Genomic DNA, 20328 nt, shown 5'->3' on the forward strand with positions numbered 1-20328 from the left:
GAACTATTCTAAATAATATTTTAAAAATGAAAGAGATTACTACTTTAAAAAATGTCGCTAGAGGTACTTTTACAGAAACGCAAGTTGATGATGGTTTTTTTGTGTTAACCTATCAAAATGAAAACCAGTTAGTTGAAACCTTAGAGCGTGAAATTGATAGTAGTTTTATTCAGTTTCATTTTTGTATTAAAGGGTCTGCAGCTTTTTTATTTAATAAAGGAAGTTATACTTTAAATATTCAAGATGAAACTTCTTTACTGTTGTATAATCCGCAACGTGATTTGCCAATTCACTTACAAGTAGAAGCCAAGACTTGGTTGGTTTCTGTTTTAATTTCTATTAAAAAATTTCATGGTTTGTTTAGTCAAGAAGCAGATTATATTACATTTTTAAGTAGTGATAATAAAGACAAGAAGTATTATAAAGACGGAAAAATTTCTCCTTCAATGTCTATTGTTTTAAACCAATTAATACATTATAATTTAAATCAATCTATTAAAAATCTTTATTTTAAAGGGAAGGCGTATGAGCTTTTAAGCTTGTATTTTAATAGAAATGAAGATGCAGATGTAGAGCAATGTCCTTTTTTGGTAGACGAAACTAATGTTATTAAAATAAGAAAAGCGAAAGATATTATAATATCTAGAATGGCAGAGCCACCAAGTCTGCAAGAATTAGCAGATGAAATTGGTTTAAGCTTAAAGAAACTTAAAGAAGGGTTTAAGCAAATTTATGGCGATTCTGTATTTAGTTTTTTGTTAGATTATAAAATGGAAGTAGCCAGAAAGTTATTAGAATCTGGAGACCATAATGTAAATGAAGTAGGGCTAAAAGTTGGTTATAGTACCTCCAGTCATTTTATTGCTGCTTTTAAAAAGAAGTATGGTACCACTCCTAAAAAATATATACAATCTATAAATTAAAATGTTTCCACTTTTGTGGTACGTAATAAGCATATGAGTAAAGGAATATTATTAGTAAATCTAGGGTCGCCAGATAGTCCAGAACCTAAAGATGTTAAAAGATATTTAGGTGAATTTTTAATGGATGAAAGAGTCATAGATTTACCTGTTTTAGCTAGAACAGCATTGGTAAAAGGTATTATTTTAAATACCAGGCCAAAAGCATCTGCAGCAGCCTATAAAAAAATATGGTGGGAAGAAGGTTCTCCGCTAATAGTGCTTTCAGAAAGACTTCAAAAGAAAGTGCAAAAACAAACAGCAATGCCAGTGGCTTTGGCAATGCGTTATGGAAGCATGACCATTAAAAAAGGATTTCAAGAATTGGTAGATAAGGGAGTAGATGAAGTTTTACTTTTTCCGTTATATCCTCAATTTGCTATGGCAACCACAGAAACTATTACTGTTAAGGCAGAAAAACTACGTCAAAAGTTTTTTCCTAATTTAAAAATAGAATCTGTTCCTGCGTTTTATAATAAACCAGATTATATTGAAGTCTTATCTAATAGTATTGCAAGACACTTACAGGGTAAAAACTATGAGCATGTATTGTTTTCTTATCATGGTGTACCAGAAAGACATATTAGAAAAAGTGATGTTACAAAATCGCATTGTAAAATAGATGGAAGTTGTTGTGCAACACCTAGTAAAGCGCATGAGTTTTGCTACAGACATCAATGTTTAGAAGTAACGCGTTTGGTTGCTGAAAAGTTACAGTTTAAAGAAGGAGCCTTTTCTACATCCTTTCAATCTAGATTAGGATTTGATCCTTGGTTACAACCCTATACAGATAGAACTATTGAGCGTTTAGGTAAAGAAGGTGTAAAAAGTATGGCAATTATAACACCTGCCTTTGTTAGTGATTGTTTAGAAACTTTAGAGGAAATAGCCATGGAAGGACAAGAGATTTTTCATGAAATGGGAGGAAAAGAATTTACAACAGTTCCTTGTTTAAATGATGATGACGAATGGGTTGCATTACTTGCAAAATGGGTTAATAACTGGGCTCTATCTAAAACGAAAGCCTAAAAATGGCTAAAGTATCTTCAGAAGATTTGGGTTCTAAACCCATTAGTAAATTGCTTATTAAGCAAGCTGTTCCTGCATCTATTGGTGTATTGGTAATGTCTCTAAATGTATTAGTAGATACTATTTTTGTTGGTAATTGGATTGGAGCTGAAGCTATTGCTGCTATAAATATAGTATTACCTGTTTCTTTTTTTATTGCAGCCTTAGGAATGAGTATTGGTGTAGGAGGTGCTTCTATTATTTCACGAGCACTTGGTGCATTAAACTACGAAAAAGCATTAAAAACTTTTGGAAACCAAATAACACTAGTTTTGTTATTAACAGTTTCTATTGTTGCTCTTGGCTTGTATTATGTAGATGATATTATTTTTTTGTTTGGCGGTAAAGGAGTTATTTTTGATCCTGCAAAAATTTATTATAAAATAGTGCTTTACGGAGTTCCTTTATTGGCGTTATCTATGCTTGGAAATAATGTAATACGCGCAGAAGGAAAACCAAAATTTGCCATGTACGCCATGATGATTCCGTCTGTAGGAAACCTGGTTTTAGATTATATTTTTATTTATATTCTAGATTATGGAATGGCAGGAGCAGCTTGGGCAACTACTATTTCTTATAGTTTATCTTTTTTGTTTGTGCTTTGGTTTTTTCTTTCTAAATATTCTGAACTAAAAATAAGTATACCTCATTTTGGCTTAGATTTTTCTATAGTAAAAGAAATAGGAACTTTGGGTTTTGTTACTCTTGCAAGACAGGCAGTAGTGAGTGTGACCTATTTATTTATGAATAATATTTTATTTGATCTAGGAGGCGCAACCTCTGTTACAGCCTATGCCATTGTTGGTAGAATGCTAATGTTTGCTTTGTTTCCTGTATTAGGAGTTACCCAAGGATTTTTACCTATTGCAGGTTTTAATTATGGCGCTAAAAATTATGAAAGAGTACGAGAGAGTATTAATATTGCCATAAAATATGCAGCTATTTTAGCAACTATCATATTTGTTTTACTCATGCTTTTTCCTGTAGCTATTACTAAAGCTTTTACTACAGATATTGCTGTTTTAAATCAAGCACCAAATGATATGCGTTGGGTATTTGCCGCTACACCTATAATTGCATTACAGCTTATTGGTGCAGCTTATTTTCAAGCCATTGGTAAAGCTACTCCTGCATTATTGCTTACTTTATCTAGGCAAGGGTTTTTCTTTATTCCGTTAATCTTAATTTTACCTAAATTTTATGGCGAGTTAGGTGTGTGGATGTCATTTCCTATTTCTGATGTGCTTTCAACAGTGGTAACAGGGTATTTTTTAAATCGAGAAATTAGAAGCACTTTAATTAAAAAAACAATATAAACTAGTTGCATTATGGAATACTATCAATACATAAAAGCATTACATCTTATTTTTGTAATTACATGGTTTGCAGGTTTGTTTTATATTCCTAGATTGTTTGTGTATCAAATAGAAGCTTTTCATAAACCTTCTCCTGAAAAAGAAATTTTAGGCAAACAGTTAAAGCTTATGGCAAAACGTTTATGGAGTATTATTACCTGGCCTTCTGCTATTTTAGCAACTTTTTTTGCAGTTTGGTTGCTTATTTTACAACCTGTTTGGTTACAACAACCATGGATGCATGTAAAACTAACCTTTGTAGTTTTGTTAATCTTATATCATTTAAAAACCCATCAGTTTTATAAGCAATTACAAAGAGATGAGGTTAAAAAGACCTCTAATTTTATGCGTTTATGGAATGAAGGCGCAACCTTTATATTGTTTGCAGTAGTATTTCTTGTAATACTTAAAAGCGCTTTTAATTGGATTTTTGGTGTTATAGGAATTTTTGTTCTTGGCGTACTTTTAATGCTTGGTTTTAAGTTTTATAAAAAAATACGTAATAAAAATCCGGAGGCATAGAAGTGGTTATAGAAGATGTGTTGGCTCTTTTGTATATAAATGGAACCATCAAGATTCTTTTAATGTTTGGTGTGATTATTGTTATATTTAGAGAATTACAAATACTAATTTAAGATACCTGTTTATATAGGCATTTCTATGAAGCTAAAAAAACTCTCCTTACGTTTTCGCATATTTATAGCCATGATTTTTCTGGTGCTTGTTGCTTCTATTCTTATTACAGGAGTTGCTGTATACCAATACAAAGAAGAAACCCAAGATTATCATGAGCAAAGACTAGAACGTAAAGAGTCTGCTATACAAAGGCATATAAATTTTGTAATTCAAGAAACTTCATTTGAGGTAAAAACCGATAAGCTACCTTTTATTTTTAAAGAAGAAATTTATAAAATAGCAACCATACATGATTTGCCAATAAACCTTTATGATTTAGGAGGTCAGCTTTTAAAATCATCTATAGCAACATTAACACAAGATTCTATTCAAACCTGTTTAAATGCTGAGGTTTTAAATGCTTTATCTAATACAGTAGAACATAGGTTGGTAGAAAAACGTCAGGTAAATGGAGAAACCTACCAATCGTCATTTACCTATATAAAAGACCAAAAATCAAAACCTATCGCTATTTTAAATCTACCATTACTAGAAAATGATGATTTTTTAGCTAAAGAATTAGATGAGTTTTTAGAGCGTATTGCTTTTGCGTATTTGTTTATGTTGCTTATGGCAATAGTTTTGGCTTATGTTTTGTCTAAATATATTACTAAGTCGCTTAATACTATAAGTGATAAAATAAATGCTACCAGACTAGAAAAACGCAATCAAAAAATTGAATTAGATTCTGCAACTGTTGAAATAGCTGCTCTTGTTAAATCTTATAATAGTATGATTGATGAGTTAGAAGAAAGTGCTGTGCAATTAGCAACTAGTGAGCGTGAACAAGCATGGCGAGAAATGGCAAAACAGGTAGCACATGAAATTAAAAATCCGTTAACTCCAATGCGTTTAAGTGTTCAAAGTTTTCAACGTAAGTTTGATCCTTCAGACCCAAACATACATCAAAAAGTAGATGAATATAGTAAAACATTAATTCAGCAAATAGACACTATGAGCTCTATTGCGTCTGCGTTTTCAAACTTTGCTAAAATGCCAGCGCAGAAAAATGAAATGTTGAATGTAGTTGAAATTGTAAATCTTTCATTAGATATTTTTAATGAAGATTATATTGCGTTTTCTTCTAATAAAGAACAAATTATTGCCAAGTTTGATAGAACCCAACTTATTCGTGTGGTTACTAATTTAATAAAAAATGCTATTCAGTCTATTTCTAATGACACCACACCAAGAATTACGGTAAACGTTTTAGAGGAAAAAGATACTGTTAAAATTACAGTGGCTGATAATGGAGTAGGAATTAAAGCAGAAAACAAATTAAAAATATTTGAACCAAAGTTTACCACCAAAACCAGCGGAATGGGATTAGGACTTGCGATGGTGAAAAATATTATGGAAACTTATAACGGAAGTATTACCTTTACATCTCAAATAGGTGAAGGCACAACTTTTACAGTTACTTTTCCTAAAGAATAGACTAAATTAATACAAACTAAAATGGCATACAACAACATATTATCTAAAACAGAAGAAGGGATAACAACCATTACTATTAATAGACCTAGTAAATTAAATGCATTAAATAAAGAAACTATTCAAGAACTACACGAAGGCTTTAAGGCTGCAGATGCAGATGCAAATACAAAGGTTATTATTGTAACAGGAAGTGGTGAAAAAGCTTTTGTTGCAGGAGCAGATATTAGTGAATTTGCAAACTTTAGTGTAGAAAATGGAGGTAAACTTGCAGCTAAAGGACAAGAATTATTGTTTGATTTTATTGAAAACTTACAAACTCCAGTTATTGCAGCTGTTAATGGTTTTGCACTTGGTGGAGGATTAGAGTTAGCTATGGCTTGCCATTTTAGAGTAGCAAGTGATACTGCTAAAATGGGATTACCAGAAGTGTCATTAGGTGTAATACCTGGTTATGGTGGTACGCAGCGTTTACCGCAATTAGTAGGTAAAGGACGCGCTATGGAAATGGTAATGACTGCAGGTATGATTGATGCAGAAACAGCAAAAAATTACGGATTAGTAAACCATGTAACTACACAAGAAGAATTACTGCCTCTAGCTAAAAAAATAGCGAGTAAGATAATGCGTAATTCTACCGTTGCTATTGGTAAAGCTATAAAAGCTATTAATGCCAATTATAAGGATGGTGAAAATGGTTTTAAAGAAGAAATAAAACAATTTGGAGCGTGCTTTGGTACAGCAGATTTTAAAGAAGGAACAACAGCCTTTTTAGAAAAACGCAAAGCAGATTTTCCTGGTAAATAGTACATGTTTATATCTTAAACAAGAATGTATTTATACTAAAAAAGCGAGCATCATGCTCGCTTTTTTTAAGAGGGAATAATTATATAAATCTAACTAAAACTGTATATAATCAACAAACGTTCTTCCTTCTGTTTTTGTTTCAATTCTGTATTTTCCTTTTTTCTCAATATCTAAATTTAATAATCTACTAATATTGTTAGTTCCTTCAAGAGTTTCAGAGTAAATTAACTCAAAATCATTAATGTCTAAATTTTCGTAATAAACATTAATTTCTAATGGTTCTAAGTTTAAGGATAGTTTATTAATATAAACTTTATTCTCTTTATTTCTAATTGAAGGTTTAAAAATAGTAGTTTCTTTATCACTTTTAAATGCAACTACATTGTTAGAAACATTAAAAGGAATTATTTTAATTTGAAAATCTTTATTCAATTCAAAAAAGTAATCACCTTTTGGTAATTCTGTTAAATCAAAACCTTTGTTGTAACTACCAGAATTTTTAATGGTTTCTTTATAAAGAATAATTCCGTAGGCATTTTTAATTAAAAGCTCATCTCCTTGTTTAACATCATTTAGTGTTAAAACCGTCTTTCTTACATCATTTAAATCGTTTAAAGATGTGTTCGCGTTTGCTAGTAAAGCAGTAAACAGTACTACTATTACTAAAGTGTTTTTCATTAATTTTTTCATAATCTTAGTGTTTTAATGATTATGTGGACAAAGGTATAGGGATAGAAGAGTTTATTTAGCAACTATATTTACAACTATATGTGTTATTTTAACCTAATTAAAGGTTACGAAAACGTAATATGATAAAATAGCATATATTAGTGGTAAATTAACACATACTAAAATTTTTATTATTTGTAATTTTGCTAAAAGATTTAATACTTAGAATATATTTTGCAATTAAAACCAACATTTAAAAAAATAACACCAGATTTTGGAAGCTCAATAACCGCTATTCAAAAAACTAAAAAGCGTAAAAGAAGTGAGGCTTTCTGGCATTTTCACCCTGAGTTAGAGTTGGTATATGTTAATAAAGGTAAAGGAAGAAGACATATTGGTAACCATCTTTCTTACTTTAATAATAGTCAATTAATACTAATAGGTTCTAATTTACCTCATAATGGGTTTACAGATCGTTTAACCTCTAAAGGAAAAGAAACTATGGTGCAGTTTCATCCTGAGTTTTTAGGAGACTTGTTTAATAAGCTGCCAGAAATGAAAAACATTGTGCAGTTAATAGAGCGTGCTAAAAAGGGTATTTTGTTTAAACGCGAAATAAAAGACGTGGTTGGTCCTAAAATTGAAAAATTGCCAAAATATGAAGGTATAAAACGCGTTACAAAGCTTTTAGAGATTTTAGAATTACTGGCCCTAAGTACCGATTATGTGCTGTTAAATGAAAATGGTTATATGTTTGAAACCCAACCACAAGACAGTAGTAAAATAGATAAAATTTTTAAATACGTTAATAAAAACTATCAAGAACATATAACTTTAGATGAAATTGCTGCACATGTAAATTTAACAGTTCCTGCTTTTTGTAGGTATTTTAAAAAAGTAACCGGAAAAACATTTACACAGTTTGTAAATGAGTGTAGAGTGTTTTATGCAACTAAGTTATTAACAGAAAGTCAAAGTAGTATAACCGATATTTGTTTTGAGTGTGGTTTTAATAATTTTTCACACTTTAATAAGGTATTTAATGAGGTAATTGGTAAAAGTGCATCAAAATATAGAAATGAAATGCGACTAATCATTCAATAAAACGCATTTCAATAAAATAGATAAACGTATAGCGTTACCGTTCAAGAACTGCTTAAAAAAAGTATAGTTTATTTTTCTCCATTCCATTCTGCATAAAATTGCTCTAAAAAGCCTTCCATATAGTGGTGTCTTTCTTGTGCAATACGCTTTCCTGTTTTGGTATGCATTTTATCTTTTAGTAATAATAGTTTTTCGTAAAAATGATTAATGGTAGGGGCATTTGATTTTTTATAAGCTGCTGCACTCATTTTTAAGTTGGGTTTAATTTCAGGATGGTAAAGTGCTCTGTTTTTAAAACCACCATAATTAAAACAACGTGCAATACCAATAGCACCAATAGCATCTAATCTATCTGCATCTTGTACTACTTTTAACTCTTTAGAGGTAAAAAGAGCAATGTCTTCTAACGATTTGTTAAAAGACATATTTGCTATAATTTTTACCACATGGTCTATTGTTGTGGTGTTTACTTGTTGCTCAGTTAAAAATTCTCGAGCTACTCGAGGTCCAACCGTGTCATCACCATCATAAAATTTGCTGTCTGCAATATCGTGTAACAGAGCAGCTAAAGAAACTACTAGTAAATCTACATCTTCACTTTTGGCAATAAGTAGGGTGTTTTTGTATACACGCTCTATATGAAACCAATCGTGACCACCTTCTGCATTTTTAAGTTTGTCTTTTACAAAAGTTTTAGTCGTTTCAATAATCTGGTTGTTATGCATTGCTTTTTATAGTTTTGCAGGTTCTACCCATTTAAATTCAAAAGAATTGTCAGATATTTTCATGCGTTCTGCAATACGAATCATTCTAGAAGGAAGTTTCATAAGGTAGTCTCTAGCTTTTTCGGCTTCATCTGTAAGGTTGGTAACCTTATCTATTTCCCAGCGTTTAATAAGTTTCTCTAATATATCTACATAATCTGTAGCTGTATACACACCAATACGTTGTGCTGTGTTAGAAAATTCTTCAAAAGCAGTACTTATTTTATTTCCAGACTCTCTTAAAAAATGTGCAGGCATGGTGATTTTTTGTTTCATCATGTATTGAAATGCAAGCATCATTTCGCTTGGGTCTACGGCAAAAATACGCTCTACAAACTCGCAGTAGGCGTGGTGGTGTCTCATTTCGTCTCCAGAAATAATTTTACACATTTTAGAGAGTTGTTTGTTGCCTTTTTGTTTGGCAATTTTAGCAACTCTATTGTGTGAAATATAAGTAGCTAATTCTTGAAAACTTGTATATAAAAAGTTTTTATATGGATCTCTTCCTGTACCAATGTCAAAACCATCTGCAATAAGGTGCTGTGTGGTTTTTTCAATTTCCTTCATGTTTACACGTCCAGAAAGGTAAAGGTATTTGTTAAGCACATCGCCATGTCTGTTTTCTTCTGCAGTCCAATGGCTAACCCATTTAGACCATCCGTTTCTTCCTACTTGGTCTACACCTTCTACGTCCATTAACCAAGACTCATAGGTTGGTAGTGCTTCTTCGGTTATCATGTCACCTACTAAAACTACCCAAAAATCATAAGGTAACTCTTTTGCAAGTTCTCTAATTTCTTTTACTTCTTCAAAAAATTGATCTCCTTCACTATTTGGTAAAAAATCTGTTGGTTGCCAAATGGTGTCTACAGGAATTAAATATTTTTGAATTAAGGCATCTATGTCTTTTTCTAAAAACGACATTACTTCTAATCTTACATTTTTTATCGACATAATTTTATATTTTAATACTATTTATAATTGTTGATTCAATATGTTTTATTAATAATTCTTTGCTTTCAAAATCACCAAGTTTAACCGGTTTGTGTGCTGTAAAAGTTAAGTGATTTCCTATGCCTAATGGAAATTTACCATAGCAAAGGTTTTTCCAAGAATTATTAATAGTTACAGGTATAATTACAGCATTAGGTATATATTTTATAAGTGTTTCTAACCCTTTAGTTCGAAAAGGTTTAGGTTTGCCATCACGACTTCTAGTACCTTCCGGAAAAATTACTGCTGCACGATTTGTAGATTTTATATAATCTGCAAATTTGCGTATAGCAACAATAGATTGTCGTGCATTTTTTCTGTCTATTAAAACAGAACCTCCATGGCGTAAGTTGTAAGACACACTAGGTATACCTTTTCCTAATTCTTTTTTACTTACAAATTTAACATGGTGTTTTCTAAAATACCACATTAAAGGTGGTATATCTGCCATACTTTGGTGGTTAGAAACTATTATTACAGGCTGTGAAGTGTCTATATTATAAGCGTTGTAAAAGGAATGTCTGGAGCCCAAAAGGTTAATACATCGCATTAAACAAAACTGTAAAGCATCTACACTCTTTTTATGAGCTTGATAGCCTAAAACATTAAAGCAAAACCATTGTATAGGATGAAATATTAATAAAGACATCCCAAAAAAAAGATAATAAATACAGGTTAAAGGATATGCTAATAGTTTTCTCATTATAATATAATAAATATCCTTCAAAAATAAAAAAACCACGTCTATAAAACGTGGTTTAATACTAATAGTTTGTCTATTTTAACATATAGAAGTTAAAACGTTCTAACAATGTTCGTTATAAGCGTCCATAAGGTTTTCAGCAATCATTTCTGCTGGTCTACCTTCAATATGGTGACGTTCTAGCATATGCACTAATTCACCGTTTTTAAATAAAGCCATACATGGTGAGCTAGGAGGAAAAGGAATCATATATTCACGCGCTTTATCTACTGCTTCTTTGTCTACACCAGCAAAAACCGTAGTTATGTGGTCTGGTTTTTTTGCATTTTGTAAACTCATTCTAGCTCCTGGTCTTGCATTAGCTGCTGCACAACCACAAACCGAATTTACAACCACTAAAGTTGTTCCTTCTTTTGCTATAGCAGCATCCACATCTGCAACTGTATGTAATTCTTCAAAACCTACGTTAGTTAAGTCTTCACGCATTGGTTTTACTAATTCTGCTGGATACATATTTTGTAATTTTATATTTATAAATCTATTTCTTGCAAAGATAATCAAAAACCATGCAATTAAATGAGATAGCTGTTTTTAAAGACACAATGACGCATAAAAATGAAATAATCCAATTAATTATCTTGTAAAACAGAATCTTATTCATCTAGTTGTCGTTTTATTATGGCGTTACCTTACAACACTTATGGTGTCATAAGGTCAGGCTATCACTACTCGCTTTTTTGTAGAAAAAACAAAAAGAGCTTAAACATGCCGTTCTATCCTTAACGCATTTTAGATTGTAACAAAACCATATACATTGTAACCAACAAATAGTATATTTGAACCTTAAAAAAAATAAAAATGAGTTTTGGAAAATGGATAGGAGCATCTTTAGGATGGTCTTTTGGAGGGCCAATTGGTGCCATTGTAGGATTAGCACTTGGTAGTTTTGTAGATACCTTGTCTTCTGGAAAAGGAGGCTTTACTATTGATCAAGGTAGCAGAAGAAGAGAACCACAAAGTGGTAGAAGCTACAGAAGCCAGCAACAACGTAGAGCGCAAACCACTTCTGGAGATTTTGAAGTAAGTTTACTAGTACTTGCCTCTGTGGTAATAAAAGCAGATGGTGTACAAGACCAAAGAGAATTAGATTTTGTGCGCAATCAATTTGTGAGCATGTATGGTAAAGATAGAGCTAATAAAGCATTTAAGCTTTTTAAAAACATTAATAAGCAAACCATACCACTACGTCAAGTATGCCATCAAATACAACAAATGATGGATCATGCATCGCGTTTGCAATTGATGCATTTTCTTTTTGGAATTGCCAAAGCTGACGGAATGGTGACAGAAGATGAAGAAAGCCAAATTTATATCATTGCTGGTTATTTAGGTATAAACGCTAGAGATTATAGTAGTATTAAAGCGATGTTTTATAATAGTAGTGATAATGCTTATAAAATTTTAGAAATTACTAAATCTGCAACTGTAGATGAAATTAAAAAAGCCTATAGAAAAATGGCTAAAAAATACCATCCAGATAAAGTAGAGCATCTTGGTGAAGAACACAAAAAAGGAGCAGAAGAGAAATTTAAACAAGTGCAAAAAGCGTATGAGCAGTTGCAAAAAGAAAGAGGTTTTTAATGCTTCTTTTTGCTGTTTACTCTTTTTTCAACACTCTTAAAATAGCGTTTTTCTTTCCATTTTCTAACAAAATAGACTACAGTAACAACTAGTCCAAGAATTAGTATTCCTTCTTTTCCTGTTAGGTATTCTAATATTTTCATGATTATTATTTAGAGGTGTAAAAGTCGTAATTAAATATAGAAACTTTCAGTATATAGCTGGTTTTTTAATTTTCATTACATAGATTTTCGCTTCTTTTTAAATGGCATTAGTTTTAACCTCTAAACAAAAAGAAGTCCTCTTTCATGTCTTCTATTTGTGCATCTTCATTGGTAATAATATAATCAATAGCTTTAGAGGTAAAGGTGTCTCCTTTATTGGTTAAAGAAACAATGTTTTTGTTCATGGTAATCATGTTGTTTTTTTGTGCCAAATCTAAAACCGTTTTAGCTCTCACTTTTTGCCAGTTAATATGTTCTTGTAAGTGGTTAACATGGCGTTCCCGTTCTTCGGTATGGTTTTTTAAATGCAATAAAAAAGTAAGTAAAGATACTTCGGTACGTTGTTGTTTTTCTCTATACATAACAGCAATAATTCCTTTGCTAGGAGCAAATAAAAAGACTATTAGAAAGATAAAACCTAACATAGTGGTTATAGATCCAGCAATAGATGCATCTAGCCAGTGTGCAAACCAATATCCTGAAATAGCACTTAACACACCAAAACCAATAGCAAGACTTAGCATTTTCTTTAAGTCTGTTGTCAGTAAATATGCAGTAGCAGCAGGAGCAATCATTAAGGCAACCACTAAAATAGCGCCAACAGCATCAAAAGCACCAACCGTTGTTACAGATGCTACAGACATTAAGCCATAATGAATAATTACTGGAGAAAAACCCAAAGAAGCCGCCAAGCCTTTGTCAAAAGTGCTTAGTTTTAACTCTTTAAAAAAAGCAAGTAATAAGGTAATTGTAATTAATAGAATGCTTCCAATAATCCAAAGCGATTTTGGTCCAACATCTGTTCCTTCAATAAATAATCTATCAAAAGGAGCAAAGGCTAGTTCGCCAAGTAAAACGGCATCTACATCTAAATGTACATCATTGGCATTTTTTGCAATTAATATAACGCCAATACTAAACAGTGCAGGAAAAACTAAACCAATGGCTGTGTCTTCTTTTACTAACCCTGTTTTTTGTATATACTCTACCAAAACTACGGTAATAATTCCTGTAAATGCTGCTAGTAAAATAAGTAATGGAGAGTTGAGGTCTTGTGTAATAAAAAAACCAACCACAATTCCTGGTAAAATAGAATGACTAATAGCATCACTAATCATTGCCATTTTACGCAGTACTAAAAATGTACCAGGAATAGCACATGCAATAGCAACCAGGCTAGCAATAAGTTGTATTTCTATTTGCGCACTATTCATTTTTTGTTTCTTGTTTGTTATATAGGTTTTTGGCTGTTTTAAAACCTAAATCGGTTAAGCTCCATTTAGAACCATCTATGGTTGCGTAATTTTTTTCTACTAACTTTTGAAGGGTTTTTTTAGTAAAACCTTGAAAGTTGTTTAGTAATTTAATAGCATGAGGATGCGAGGTGTTTTCATGTGTTTCTGCAATATGATACATAAAAGATAAGGTTTTATGAAGCTCTAAATCACGTCTGTTTTTTATAAATCTAATTTGTTTAAAAAGCAATCCTCTACTTGGTGAAAAGATAAAAGAAAATACTACAAAAACAGCAGCAACTAATACAATTACTGGTCCTGTAGAAAGATTGTTTTGGCTGGCGCTAATTGCAGTTCCGAAGACACCAGAAAATGCACCAAAAACAGCAGCAAGAAAAACCATTGTACTAAGGCTATTGGTCCATTGTCTTGCAGCAGCAGCAGGAGCAAGTAGCATAGCACTCATTAAAACAACACCAACGGTTTGCAAGCCTAATACAATTGCTAAAACAATAAAACTAGTAATTAAAACATCTATAAATTTGGTGTTAAATCCTAAGGTTTTGGTGTAATCTGCATCAAACAACAGAATTTTAAATTCTTTCCAAAATAGTAAGAGTACTAATAGGCAAACTCCTGTAACAATAGCCATTAACCAAACATCACTTTCTACAAGTGTTGCTGCTTGGCCAAATAAATATTTATCTAAACCTGCTTGGTTAGCGTTTGGTTGTTTTTGAATAAAGGTAAGTAGTAACATACCAAAACCAAAAAAGAGTGATAAAATTAAACCCAAAGCAGTATCACTTTTTAAATGTGTTTTTGTGATTATTCCTCGAATCCAGAAGGTGCCAATAAGACCACTAACCAAAGCACCAATTAATAACGTATTTGTGTCTTTTGCACCAGTGATTAAAAAGGCGATTGCAATTCCTGGTAAAGCAGCATGCGAAATGGCATCACCAAGAAGACTTTGTTTTCTTAGTACAGCAAAACTACCAAGCATGCCTGTAACAGCTCCTAAAATTGCAGTTCCAAGTGTGATGGTTCTTAGTGTGTAGTCACTAAATACTAATTTAAAATATTCTGTTATGTCCATAATTTCTGCGAAGGCAGGAATCTCTTCCTGCTACGCAATCAGTTTTTTTATTGTTATTGCGAGACTTTTTGAAGTCGTGGCAATCTGTTGGTTTTTTGTTTTGTTTCTATTCATTTTGTCTTGATACAAAACGAACCAAAAAATCACAATCAAAATTAGGAAACTGCTAAAGCATTTTTCGTTTTCGAGATTTCGTGCTTGAAGCTGCGCTTCGCATCTTCATCTCTTCGCTCAATATTTCTGAATTTTGATGTTTTCCGACTTTGTCGGAATTTCAAGTTTAATTTCAATTTTGACTTTCATTATTTAAATCAAATAACTTTCCCATTTTTTTAAGGGAAGGATTTTTTCTTCGGAATTACTCGAAGTGACATGATTTTATTTAGTCGAGTAAGCACTGAAAACGGAACACTGCCTACTTTTTTTCTACTCTTGTATACTTACTTTATAGTTAATGCCGTAGGTTTTTGTTAAATTATCATCATTAAAAATATCTTTAACAGGACCTGTTGCTATTTTCTTTACATTTAAAAAAGTAACCCAATCAAAATACTCTGGAACGGTTTGTAAATCGTGATGTACTACAATAACTGTTTTACCAGCTTTTCGTAATTCTTTTAAAATATTAATAATAGCAATTTCTGTGGTGGCATCTACTCCTTGAAAAGGTTCATCCATAAAATAAATAGATGCGTTTTGTACTAAAGCTCTCGCTAAAAATATTCGTTGTTGTTGCCCTCCAGAAAGCTGACTAATTTGCCTGCTTTTAAAGGCTAGCATTCCAACTTTTTCTAAAGCTTCTAAAGCTGCTTTTTTTTCTTTTTGTTTAGGTCTTTTAATCCAACCCAAACTTCCGTAGGTTCCCATCATAACAACGTCTAAGGCTGTAGTTGGGAAGTCCCAATCTACACTTCCTTTTTGTGGCACGTAGGCCACTAATTTGCGTTGTTTGTTATATGGTTTACCATAAATACTAACGCTTCCAGCAATGGGTTTTAAGATGCCTAAAATAGATTTTATAAGCGTAGATTTTCCAGCGCCATTTGGGCCAACAATAGCCATAAGAACACCTTCTGGAATTTCTAAATCAATATCCCAAAGTACAGGTTTGTAGTTGTATGCAACGGTTAAATCGTCAACTTTTACTGCTAATACTCCTGAATAGTTAGGAGTCTTTTTATTTTGTGATTGTTCTTTCATAATTTTATTTCTGTTCATTTTGCCTTGATGCAAAACAAACCAAAAGATCACGATCAAAATTAGGAAATTGCTAAAGCAACATTCACTATACAAACTTCGTGCTTGAAGCTTTGCTTCGCATCTTTGTTCTTTCGCTCATTATTTCTGAATTTTGATGTTTTCCGACTGTGTCAGAATTTCAAGTTCCATTTATATTTTTGTTTTAAGTATTATAATTTGTTTTCAACCGAGTACGCACTGCAAACTGCTACTCAATACTGCCTACTTACTTTAAGGCATTTACAATAGTATTTACATTATATTCAAACATACCAATATATGTTCCTTCTACAGTGCTATCATTTCCTAAGGCATCCGAATACAGGGTTCCGCCAATAACAACTTCATGATTTTTAGAGTTTACAGCTGCTTGTAGCGCTTCAATAGTACGTTTAGGTACAGAGCTTTCTACAAAAATAGCTTTCACTTTTTTATTTATTATAAAAGTAGCTAATTTTTGAACATCTTGCACACCAGCTTCTGTTGCAGTAGATAATCCTTGTAAACCAACAACCTCAAAGTCGTAGTTTTTTCCGAAATAATTAAAGGCATCATGTGCTGTTACTAGAATTCTTTTTTCTTTTGGAAGCGTTTCAATTGTTGCCTTAATCTTAGTTTCTAGAAAAGTTAATTTTGCTAAATATTGCTTTTGGTTTTCTTTGTAGTTTAAAGCGTTTTCAGGATCTTTTTCCGAGAGCACTTGAGTTACTTTTTTAGCGAATTGTTTAAAGTATTCAATATTAAACCAAACATGAGGATCATAATTAGATGCAAAATAATCAGAACCAATTAAAGTGCTTTTATCAATAACTTCTGCTAAAGCGATAGGTGTTTTGGTTTTGCTTCCCATTTTTTCAAAAACCTCTACAAGTTTTCCTTCTAAATGTAAACCATTATAAAAAATAATATCTGCATTAACTAGTTTGGTAACATCGCCTTCGCTTGCTTTGTATAAGTGAGGATCTACACCAGAACCCATTAAACCTTGTGTGTTTACATGTTCTCCACCAATATTTTTAACCAGATCTGTTATCATGGTTGTGGTCGTTACTATGTTGAGTTTTCCGTTTTCTTTAGTGTCGTTTTTACAAGCAATTAACGTTGTGGTGATTACTAATAGAAAAATTATTTTTTTCATCTATCTAAATATTTATTACGAAGGTACTAAAAATGAATGATTAATTTAGTGTATATCTTAAACCAAAAAACAAACGAATACCTTGATTTGGGCCATAAACATATGAAGGGTCAAAGGTTAGCGCATACGGATTGTCTGCGGTTGCAATAACAGCACCATTAGTATCAAACTGTACGTTCTCATCAAAAGGATCGTCTGCTCTTGCTATTATAAAAGGATTTCCTTTGTTAGGTGTCCAGTTTAATAGGTTTTTTACGCCTCCATAAATTTCTAAATTCTGTAAACCATCATGTGTTATTTGTATGTTTTGAATGCTCCATGTTGGCGAATATTCTTGTCTTGGGTCTAAATCTCCTAGTAGTGGTAGTCGCATTGGACCATAAATGTTTCCGGTATAATCTACAGTAAGGTTTGTTGGGTAGTTTTTGTAGCTTAAAGACCATACGCCAGAATATTTTTCTGTGAGTATTTGTTCTGTTCGCTCTCCATTTTCGGTTTGTGATACTTCTTGATAGGTAGCGCCAATAGAAGCTTTGATTCCGTTTTTTAAAACAGCATCTATATTAAAACTAAGCCCTTTTGATGTAGAATGACCATCTAGATTATCATAAATAATCTGATTTGGATTGGTGTCATAATCTGGAATAATAGCATTTGTAAAATACGTGTACCAAGCAGAAGTATCTAAAGTAAAATACATGCCGTTTTTTAGGTATAATTTTTTCAAATAATTAAGTGTAACATTATAAGATTCTTCAGGTTTTAGTTCTTCTTCAATAATAACATCTCTAGCTCCTGTAAGTGCTGCATGTTCTTCGGTAAATAAATTTACAACTCTAAAACCAGTGCCGGCATTTACACGAATAATATCTGTGTCTGTTGGTTTGTATTTGTAAGCAATTCTTGGTGTATAAATACTACCATGCCTTTTATCATAATCATAACGCATTCCTAATAACAGGCTTTGTTTTTTGCTAAAGCCAATTTCATCCTGAATAAATAAAGAAGGAATAGTTACTTTGTCTGCATTTGGTGTTGCTGTAGTGTTGTCGTTATAATAATTATAACGTATGGCAGTGCCGAGCAATAAGTCATGTTTGTTTATTTTTTTGTCCCAAATAAACTGCCCAAAAGCAATACGTTGCTGTGCTAAATATGGCGTATCACCATACACCGAATTTTGGTCATGATCAGAATACGAAAATTGAAGGTTTACTTTTTCTTTGATAGGGAGTTCATAGTTTCCTAGTATCTCAAATCGAGAGGTGTATATGCTTTCCCCATAAACTTCGTTGCCACCTCTATCTGCTTTGGTCCACTGTAATTCTCCTCCCCAACGATCTTCATAAAAATAACGACCTGCAAGGGATAGTTTTTTATTATTTGCTCTTTTAAAATCCCATTTTTGAAAAATTGAAATTCTATCTTGTAGTGTTAAATCGGTAAAATTATCATGATTATTATCTATAATATTATCATATTTAAAATAATTAGCACCAAATAAAACAGTTGCTTTTTCTCCTACATTAGCCTTAAAACCTGCATCTATATTTACTTCTCCCCAACCTGTAACAAAGCTGTCTGCAAAAAACCTTGGTGCATTTTCTGGTAATTTAGTGATTACATTAATTAAACCACCTACTGCTTCGCTTCCATATAGTGAAGATGCTGGGCCTTTTACCACTTCTATTTGCTCTATTAAAGAATTTGGTATTCCAGATAAACCATACACTGTAGATAAACCACTAACAATTGGCATACCATCAATTAAAACCAGAGTATAAGGACCTTCTAAACCATTAATATGAATATCACCAGTATTACAAACATTACAGTTTAATTGCGGTCTAACACCATTTACATTTTGTAGTGCTTCAAAAATATTAGGTGTTGGGTTTTTCTTTAAAAAAGTTGGTGAGTACACTTCTACAGGAACAGGGCTTTCTAATCTTGTTACTGCTTTGAGAGTTCCTGTAACAATTACTTCTTCTAAATCTTCATTTTCATTTAAATGGAAGGTTATAAATACGTTTTTGTTTGAAATACGAATGGTTTTCTTTTGTGTTTTGTATCCAGTAAATGAAGCTGTTACAGCGTAATTTCCAGCGTTTACATTTTCAATTACAAAAAAACCATTTTCATTGGTTGTGCTTCCTTTTTCGGTATTTTCAATATAAATGTTTGCAAATGGAAGGGGTTTTCCGTTAGATAAAACTTTCCCTTCTACCTTATAAGTGGTTTGTGCTGCTATAGTAGCGCAGTAAAATGTTACAATTAAAAAATTTATTAGTTTCATCTTTATTTATTTTTAAGCAAATATAAAATAAAGTTTAGATTAGTCTAAAAATATTTTAAGAAATATATCTTTTCTATATTTGTAACAGATAATATTACTATGATAACATTAACAGAAGAAAATTATATTAAGGCTATTTATCATCTTGGCAGCAATGGTGAAAAATCTGTAAATACAAATGCTATAGCTTCGGTTATGCAAACAAAGGCATCTTCTGTTACAGATATGGTTAAAAAGTTGTCTGAAAAGAAATACGCCAATTACAAAAAATACCAAGGCGTAACTTTAACCGAAGAAGGCAGGTATGTAGCGATTAATATTATTAGAAAACATCGTTTATGGGAAGTGTTTTTAGTTGAAAAACTAAATTTTTCTTGGGATGAGGTTCATGAAGTTGCAGAGCACTTAGAGCATATAAAATCTGAAAAACTTATTAATGAATTGGATGCTTTTTTAGAATTTCCTACCTATGATCCGCATGGAGACCCAATACCAAATAAAGAAGGAAAATTTAAGCATGTAGAAAAAATTGTTTTAGCAAAGGCCGAAGTAGGTGATACATATAAATGTGTGGGTGTAGATGATACTTCTTCTAATTTTTTAAAATACTTAGATGGTAATAAAATAGGTCTTGGTACTATAATTACTATAAAACATAAGGAGCCTTATGATAATTCTATAAAGTTGGCACTAGAAAATACAGAAATAGTAGTTTCGCAAAATGTGGCTAAAAACCTGTATTTAAAGAAGGTTTAATTTTGTAAAACTAGAATATTAAACTAAAATTTTTTTTAAAGTGGTTTTAATGACAGCCACAATCATCTGTTCCGCATGCTTTTTTAGTTTTCTTTTTGTAGAAATATTTTCTAACAAGAAATCCTACTGCTAGTAAAACTGCAGAAAAAGCAAGTATGTTTTGAATGATTGTGTTCATGTTTATTTGGTC

The 20328-nt window shown here is 31.8% G+C and carries 21 protein-coding genes; 9 read left to right on the forward strand and 12 right to left on the reverse strand.

What is annotated here, in order from left to right; translation table 11 throughout:
* Positions 1 to 26: 26 nt before the first annotated feature.
* The 6 genes from KO494_RS01165 to KO494_RS01190 all read left to right on the forward strand — a co-directional run bounded on the left by KO494_RS01165 (position 27) and on the right by KO494_RS01190 (position 6298).
* Positions 27 to 923, forward strand: a complete 897-nt coding sequence (locus KO494_RS01165) for a helix-turn-helix transcriptional regulator (protein ID WP_215965750.1) — start codon at positions 27 to 29, stop codon at positions 921 to 923.
* Positions 924 to 956: 33 nt separating this feature from the next.
* Entirely contained in the window at positions 957 to 1988 is a 1032-nt protein-coding gene (gene hemH, locus KO494_RS01170; protein ID WP_215965751.1) for a ferrochelatase, read from the forward strand.
* Positions 1989 to 1990: 2 nt separating this feature from the next.
* Positions 1991 to 3343, forward strand: a complete 1353-nt coding sequence (locus tag KO494_RS01175) for an MATE family efflux transporter (protein ID WP_215965752.1) — start codon at positions 1991 to 1993, stop codon at positions 3341 to 3343.
* 12 nt (positions 3344 to 3355) lie between these two features.
* On the forward strand, positions 3356 to 3904 hold the full coding sequence (locus KO494_RS01180; protein WP_215965753.1) for a CopD family protein: 549 nt from the start codon (positions 3356 to 3358) through the stop codon (positions 3902 to 3904).
* Between the two features lie 138 nt (positions 3905 to 4042).
* Positions 4043 to 5494, forward strand: coding sequence for an ATP-binding protein (locus KO494_RS01185; protein WP_215965754.1), 1452 nt, complete (start codon positions 4043 to 4045; stop codon positions 5492 to 5494).
* A 21-nt stretch (positions 5495 to 5515) separates the two neighbouring features.
* Positions 5516 to 6298, forward strand: coding sequence for an enoyl-CoA hydratase/isomerase family protein (locus KO494_RS01190; RefSeq protein WP_215965755.1), 783 nt, complete (start codon positions 5516 to 5518; stop codon positions 6296 to 6298).
* 93 nt (positions 6299 to 6391) lie between these two features.
* On the opposite strand, the gene KO494_RS01195 is transcribed toward KO494_RS01190, so the two are convergent.
* Complete coding sequence (locus tag KO494_RS01195) at positions 6392 to 6988, reverse strand: hypothetical protein (RefSeq protein ID WP_215965756.1); 597 nt, start codon at positions 6986 to 6988, stop codon at positions 6392 to 6394.
* A gap of 210 nt (positions 6989 to 7198) precedes the next feature.
* On the opposite strand from KO494_RS01195, the gene KO494_RS01200 reads away from it, so the two are divergent.
* Entirely contained in the window at positions 7199 to 8071 is an 873-nt protein-coding gene (locus KO494_RS01200) for an AraC family transcriptional regulator (RefSeq protein WP_215965980.1), read from the forward strand.
* 68 nt (positions 8072 to 8139) lie between these two features.
* Here the strand turns inward: KO494_RS01200 and KO494_RS01205 are convergent, their stop codons facing one another.
* The 4 genes from KO494_RS01205 to KO494_RS01220 all read right to left on the reverse strand — a co-directional run bounded on the left by KO494_RS01205 (position 8140) and on the right by KO494_RS01220 (position 11044).
* Entirely contained in the window at positions 8140 to 8796 is a 657-nt protein-coding gene (locus tag KO494_RS01205; RefSeq protein ID WP_215965757.1) for an HD domain-containing protein, read from the reverse strand.
* 6 nt (positions 8797 to 8802) lie between these two features.
* Positions 8803 to 9789, reverse strand: a complete 987-nt coding sequence (locus KO494_RS01210; RefSeq protein ID WP_215965758.1) for an acyl-ACP desaturase — start codon at positions 9787 to 9789, stop codon at positions 8803 to 8805.
* Positions 9790 to 9793: 4 nt separating this feature from the next.
* On the reverse strand, positions 9794 to 10531 hold the full coding sequence (locus KO494_RS01215) for a 1-acyl-sn-glycerol-3-phosphate acyltransferase (RefSeq protein ID WP_215965759.1): 738 nt from the start codon (positions 10529 to 10531) through the stop codon (positions 9794 to 9796).
* A 102-nt stretch (positions 10532 to 10633) separates the two neighbouring features.
* Complete coding sequence (locus KO494_RS01220; protein WP_215965760.1) at positions 10634 to 11044, reverse strand: BrxA/BrxB family bacilliredoxin; 411 nt, start codon at positions 11042 to 11044, stop codon at positions 10634 to 10636.
* Between the two features lie 345 nt (positions 11045 to 11389).
* On the opposite strand from KO494_RS01220, the gene KO494_RS01225 reads away from it, so the two are divergent.
* Positions 11390 to 12172: a DnaJ domain-containing protein gene (locus KO494_RS01225; protein WP_215965761.1), complete on the forward strand. Its 783-nt coding sequence runs from the start codon at positions 11390 to 11392 to the stop codon at positions 12170 to 12172.
* On the opposite strand, the gene KO494_RS01230 is transcribed toward KO494_RS01225, so the two are convergent.
* From KO494_RS01230 to KO494_RS01255, 6 genes are all read right to left on the reverse strand, one after another.
* Positions 12169 to 12315, reverse strand: a complete 147-nt coding sequence (locus KO494_RS01230; protein WP_215965762.1) for a hypothetical protein — start codon at positions 12313 to 12315, stop codon at positions 12169 to 12171. The two genes, KO494_RS01225 and KO494_RS01230, sit on opposite strands and share 4 nt — an antisense overlap.
* A 113-nt stretch (positions 12316 to 12428) precedes the next feature.
* On the reverse strand, positions 12429 to 13589 hold the full coding sequence (locus KO494_RS01235; protein WP_215965763.1) for a metal ABC transporter permease: 1161 nt from the start codon (positions 13587 to 13589) through the stop codon (positions 12429 to 12431).
* Positions 13582 to 14709: a metal ABC transporter permease gene (locus KO494_RS01240; protein ID WP_215965764.1), complete on the reverse strand. Its 1128-nt coding sequence runs from the start codon at positions 14707 to 14709 to the stop codon at positions 13582 to 13584. The genes KO494_RS01235 and KO494_RS01240 overlap by 8 nt, the downstream gene beginning before the upstream one ends.
* A 426-nt stretch (positions 14710 to 15135) precedes the next feature.
* Positions 15136 to 15909 carry a metal ABC transporter ATP-binding protein gene (locus tag KO494_RS01245; protein WP_215965765.1) on the reverse strand — a complete coding sequence of 258 codons (774 nt, stop codon included), beginning with the start codon at positions 15907 to 15909 and terminating at the stop codon, positions 15136 to 15138.
* 265 nt (positions 15910 to 16174) lie between these two features.
* Positions 16175 to 17086, reverse strand: coding sequence for a metal ABC transporter solute-binding protein, Zn/Mn family (locus tag KO494_RS01250; RefSeq protein ID WP_215965766.1), 912 nt, complete (start codon positions 17084 to 17086; stop codon positions 16175 to 16177).
* A 40-nt stretch (positions 17087 to 17126) separates the two neighbouring features.
* On the reverse strand, positions 17127 to 19382 hold the full coding sequence (locus KO494_RS01255) for a TonB-dependent receptor (protein WP_215965767.1): 2256 nt from the start codon (positions 19380 to 19382) through the stop codon (positions 17127 to 17129).
* Between the two features lie 99 nt (positions 19383 to 19481).
* On the opposite strand from KO494_RS01255, the gene KO494_RS01260 reads away from it, so the two are divergent.
* A complete protein-coding gene (locus tag KO494_RS01260) occupies positions 19482 to 20138 on the forward strand; it encodes a metal-dependent transcriptional regulator (protein ID WP_215965768.1) in 657 nt (218 codons plus the stop codon).
* 46 nt (positions 20139 to 20184) lie between these two features.
* On the opposite strand, the gene KO494_RS01265 is transcribed toward KO494_RS01260, so the two are convergent.
* A complete protein-coding gene (locus KO494_RS01265; RefSeq protein WP_215965769.1) occupies positions 20185 to 20316 on the reverse strand; it encodes a FeoB-associated Cys-rich membrane protein in 132 nt (43 codons plus the stop codon).
* Between the last annotated feature and the right edge of the window lie 12 nt (positions 20317 to 20328).

Origin of the sequence: Lacinutrix sp. C3R15, assembly GCF_018860825.1 — a bacterium.
Taxonomy (GTDB): domain Bacteria; phylum Bacteroidota; class Bacteroidia; order Flavobacteriales; family Flavobacteriaceae; genus Oceanihabitans.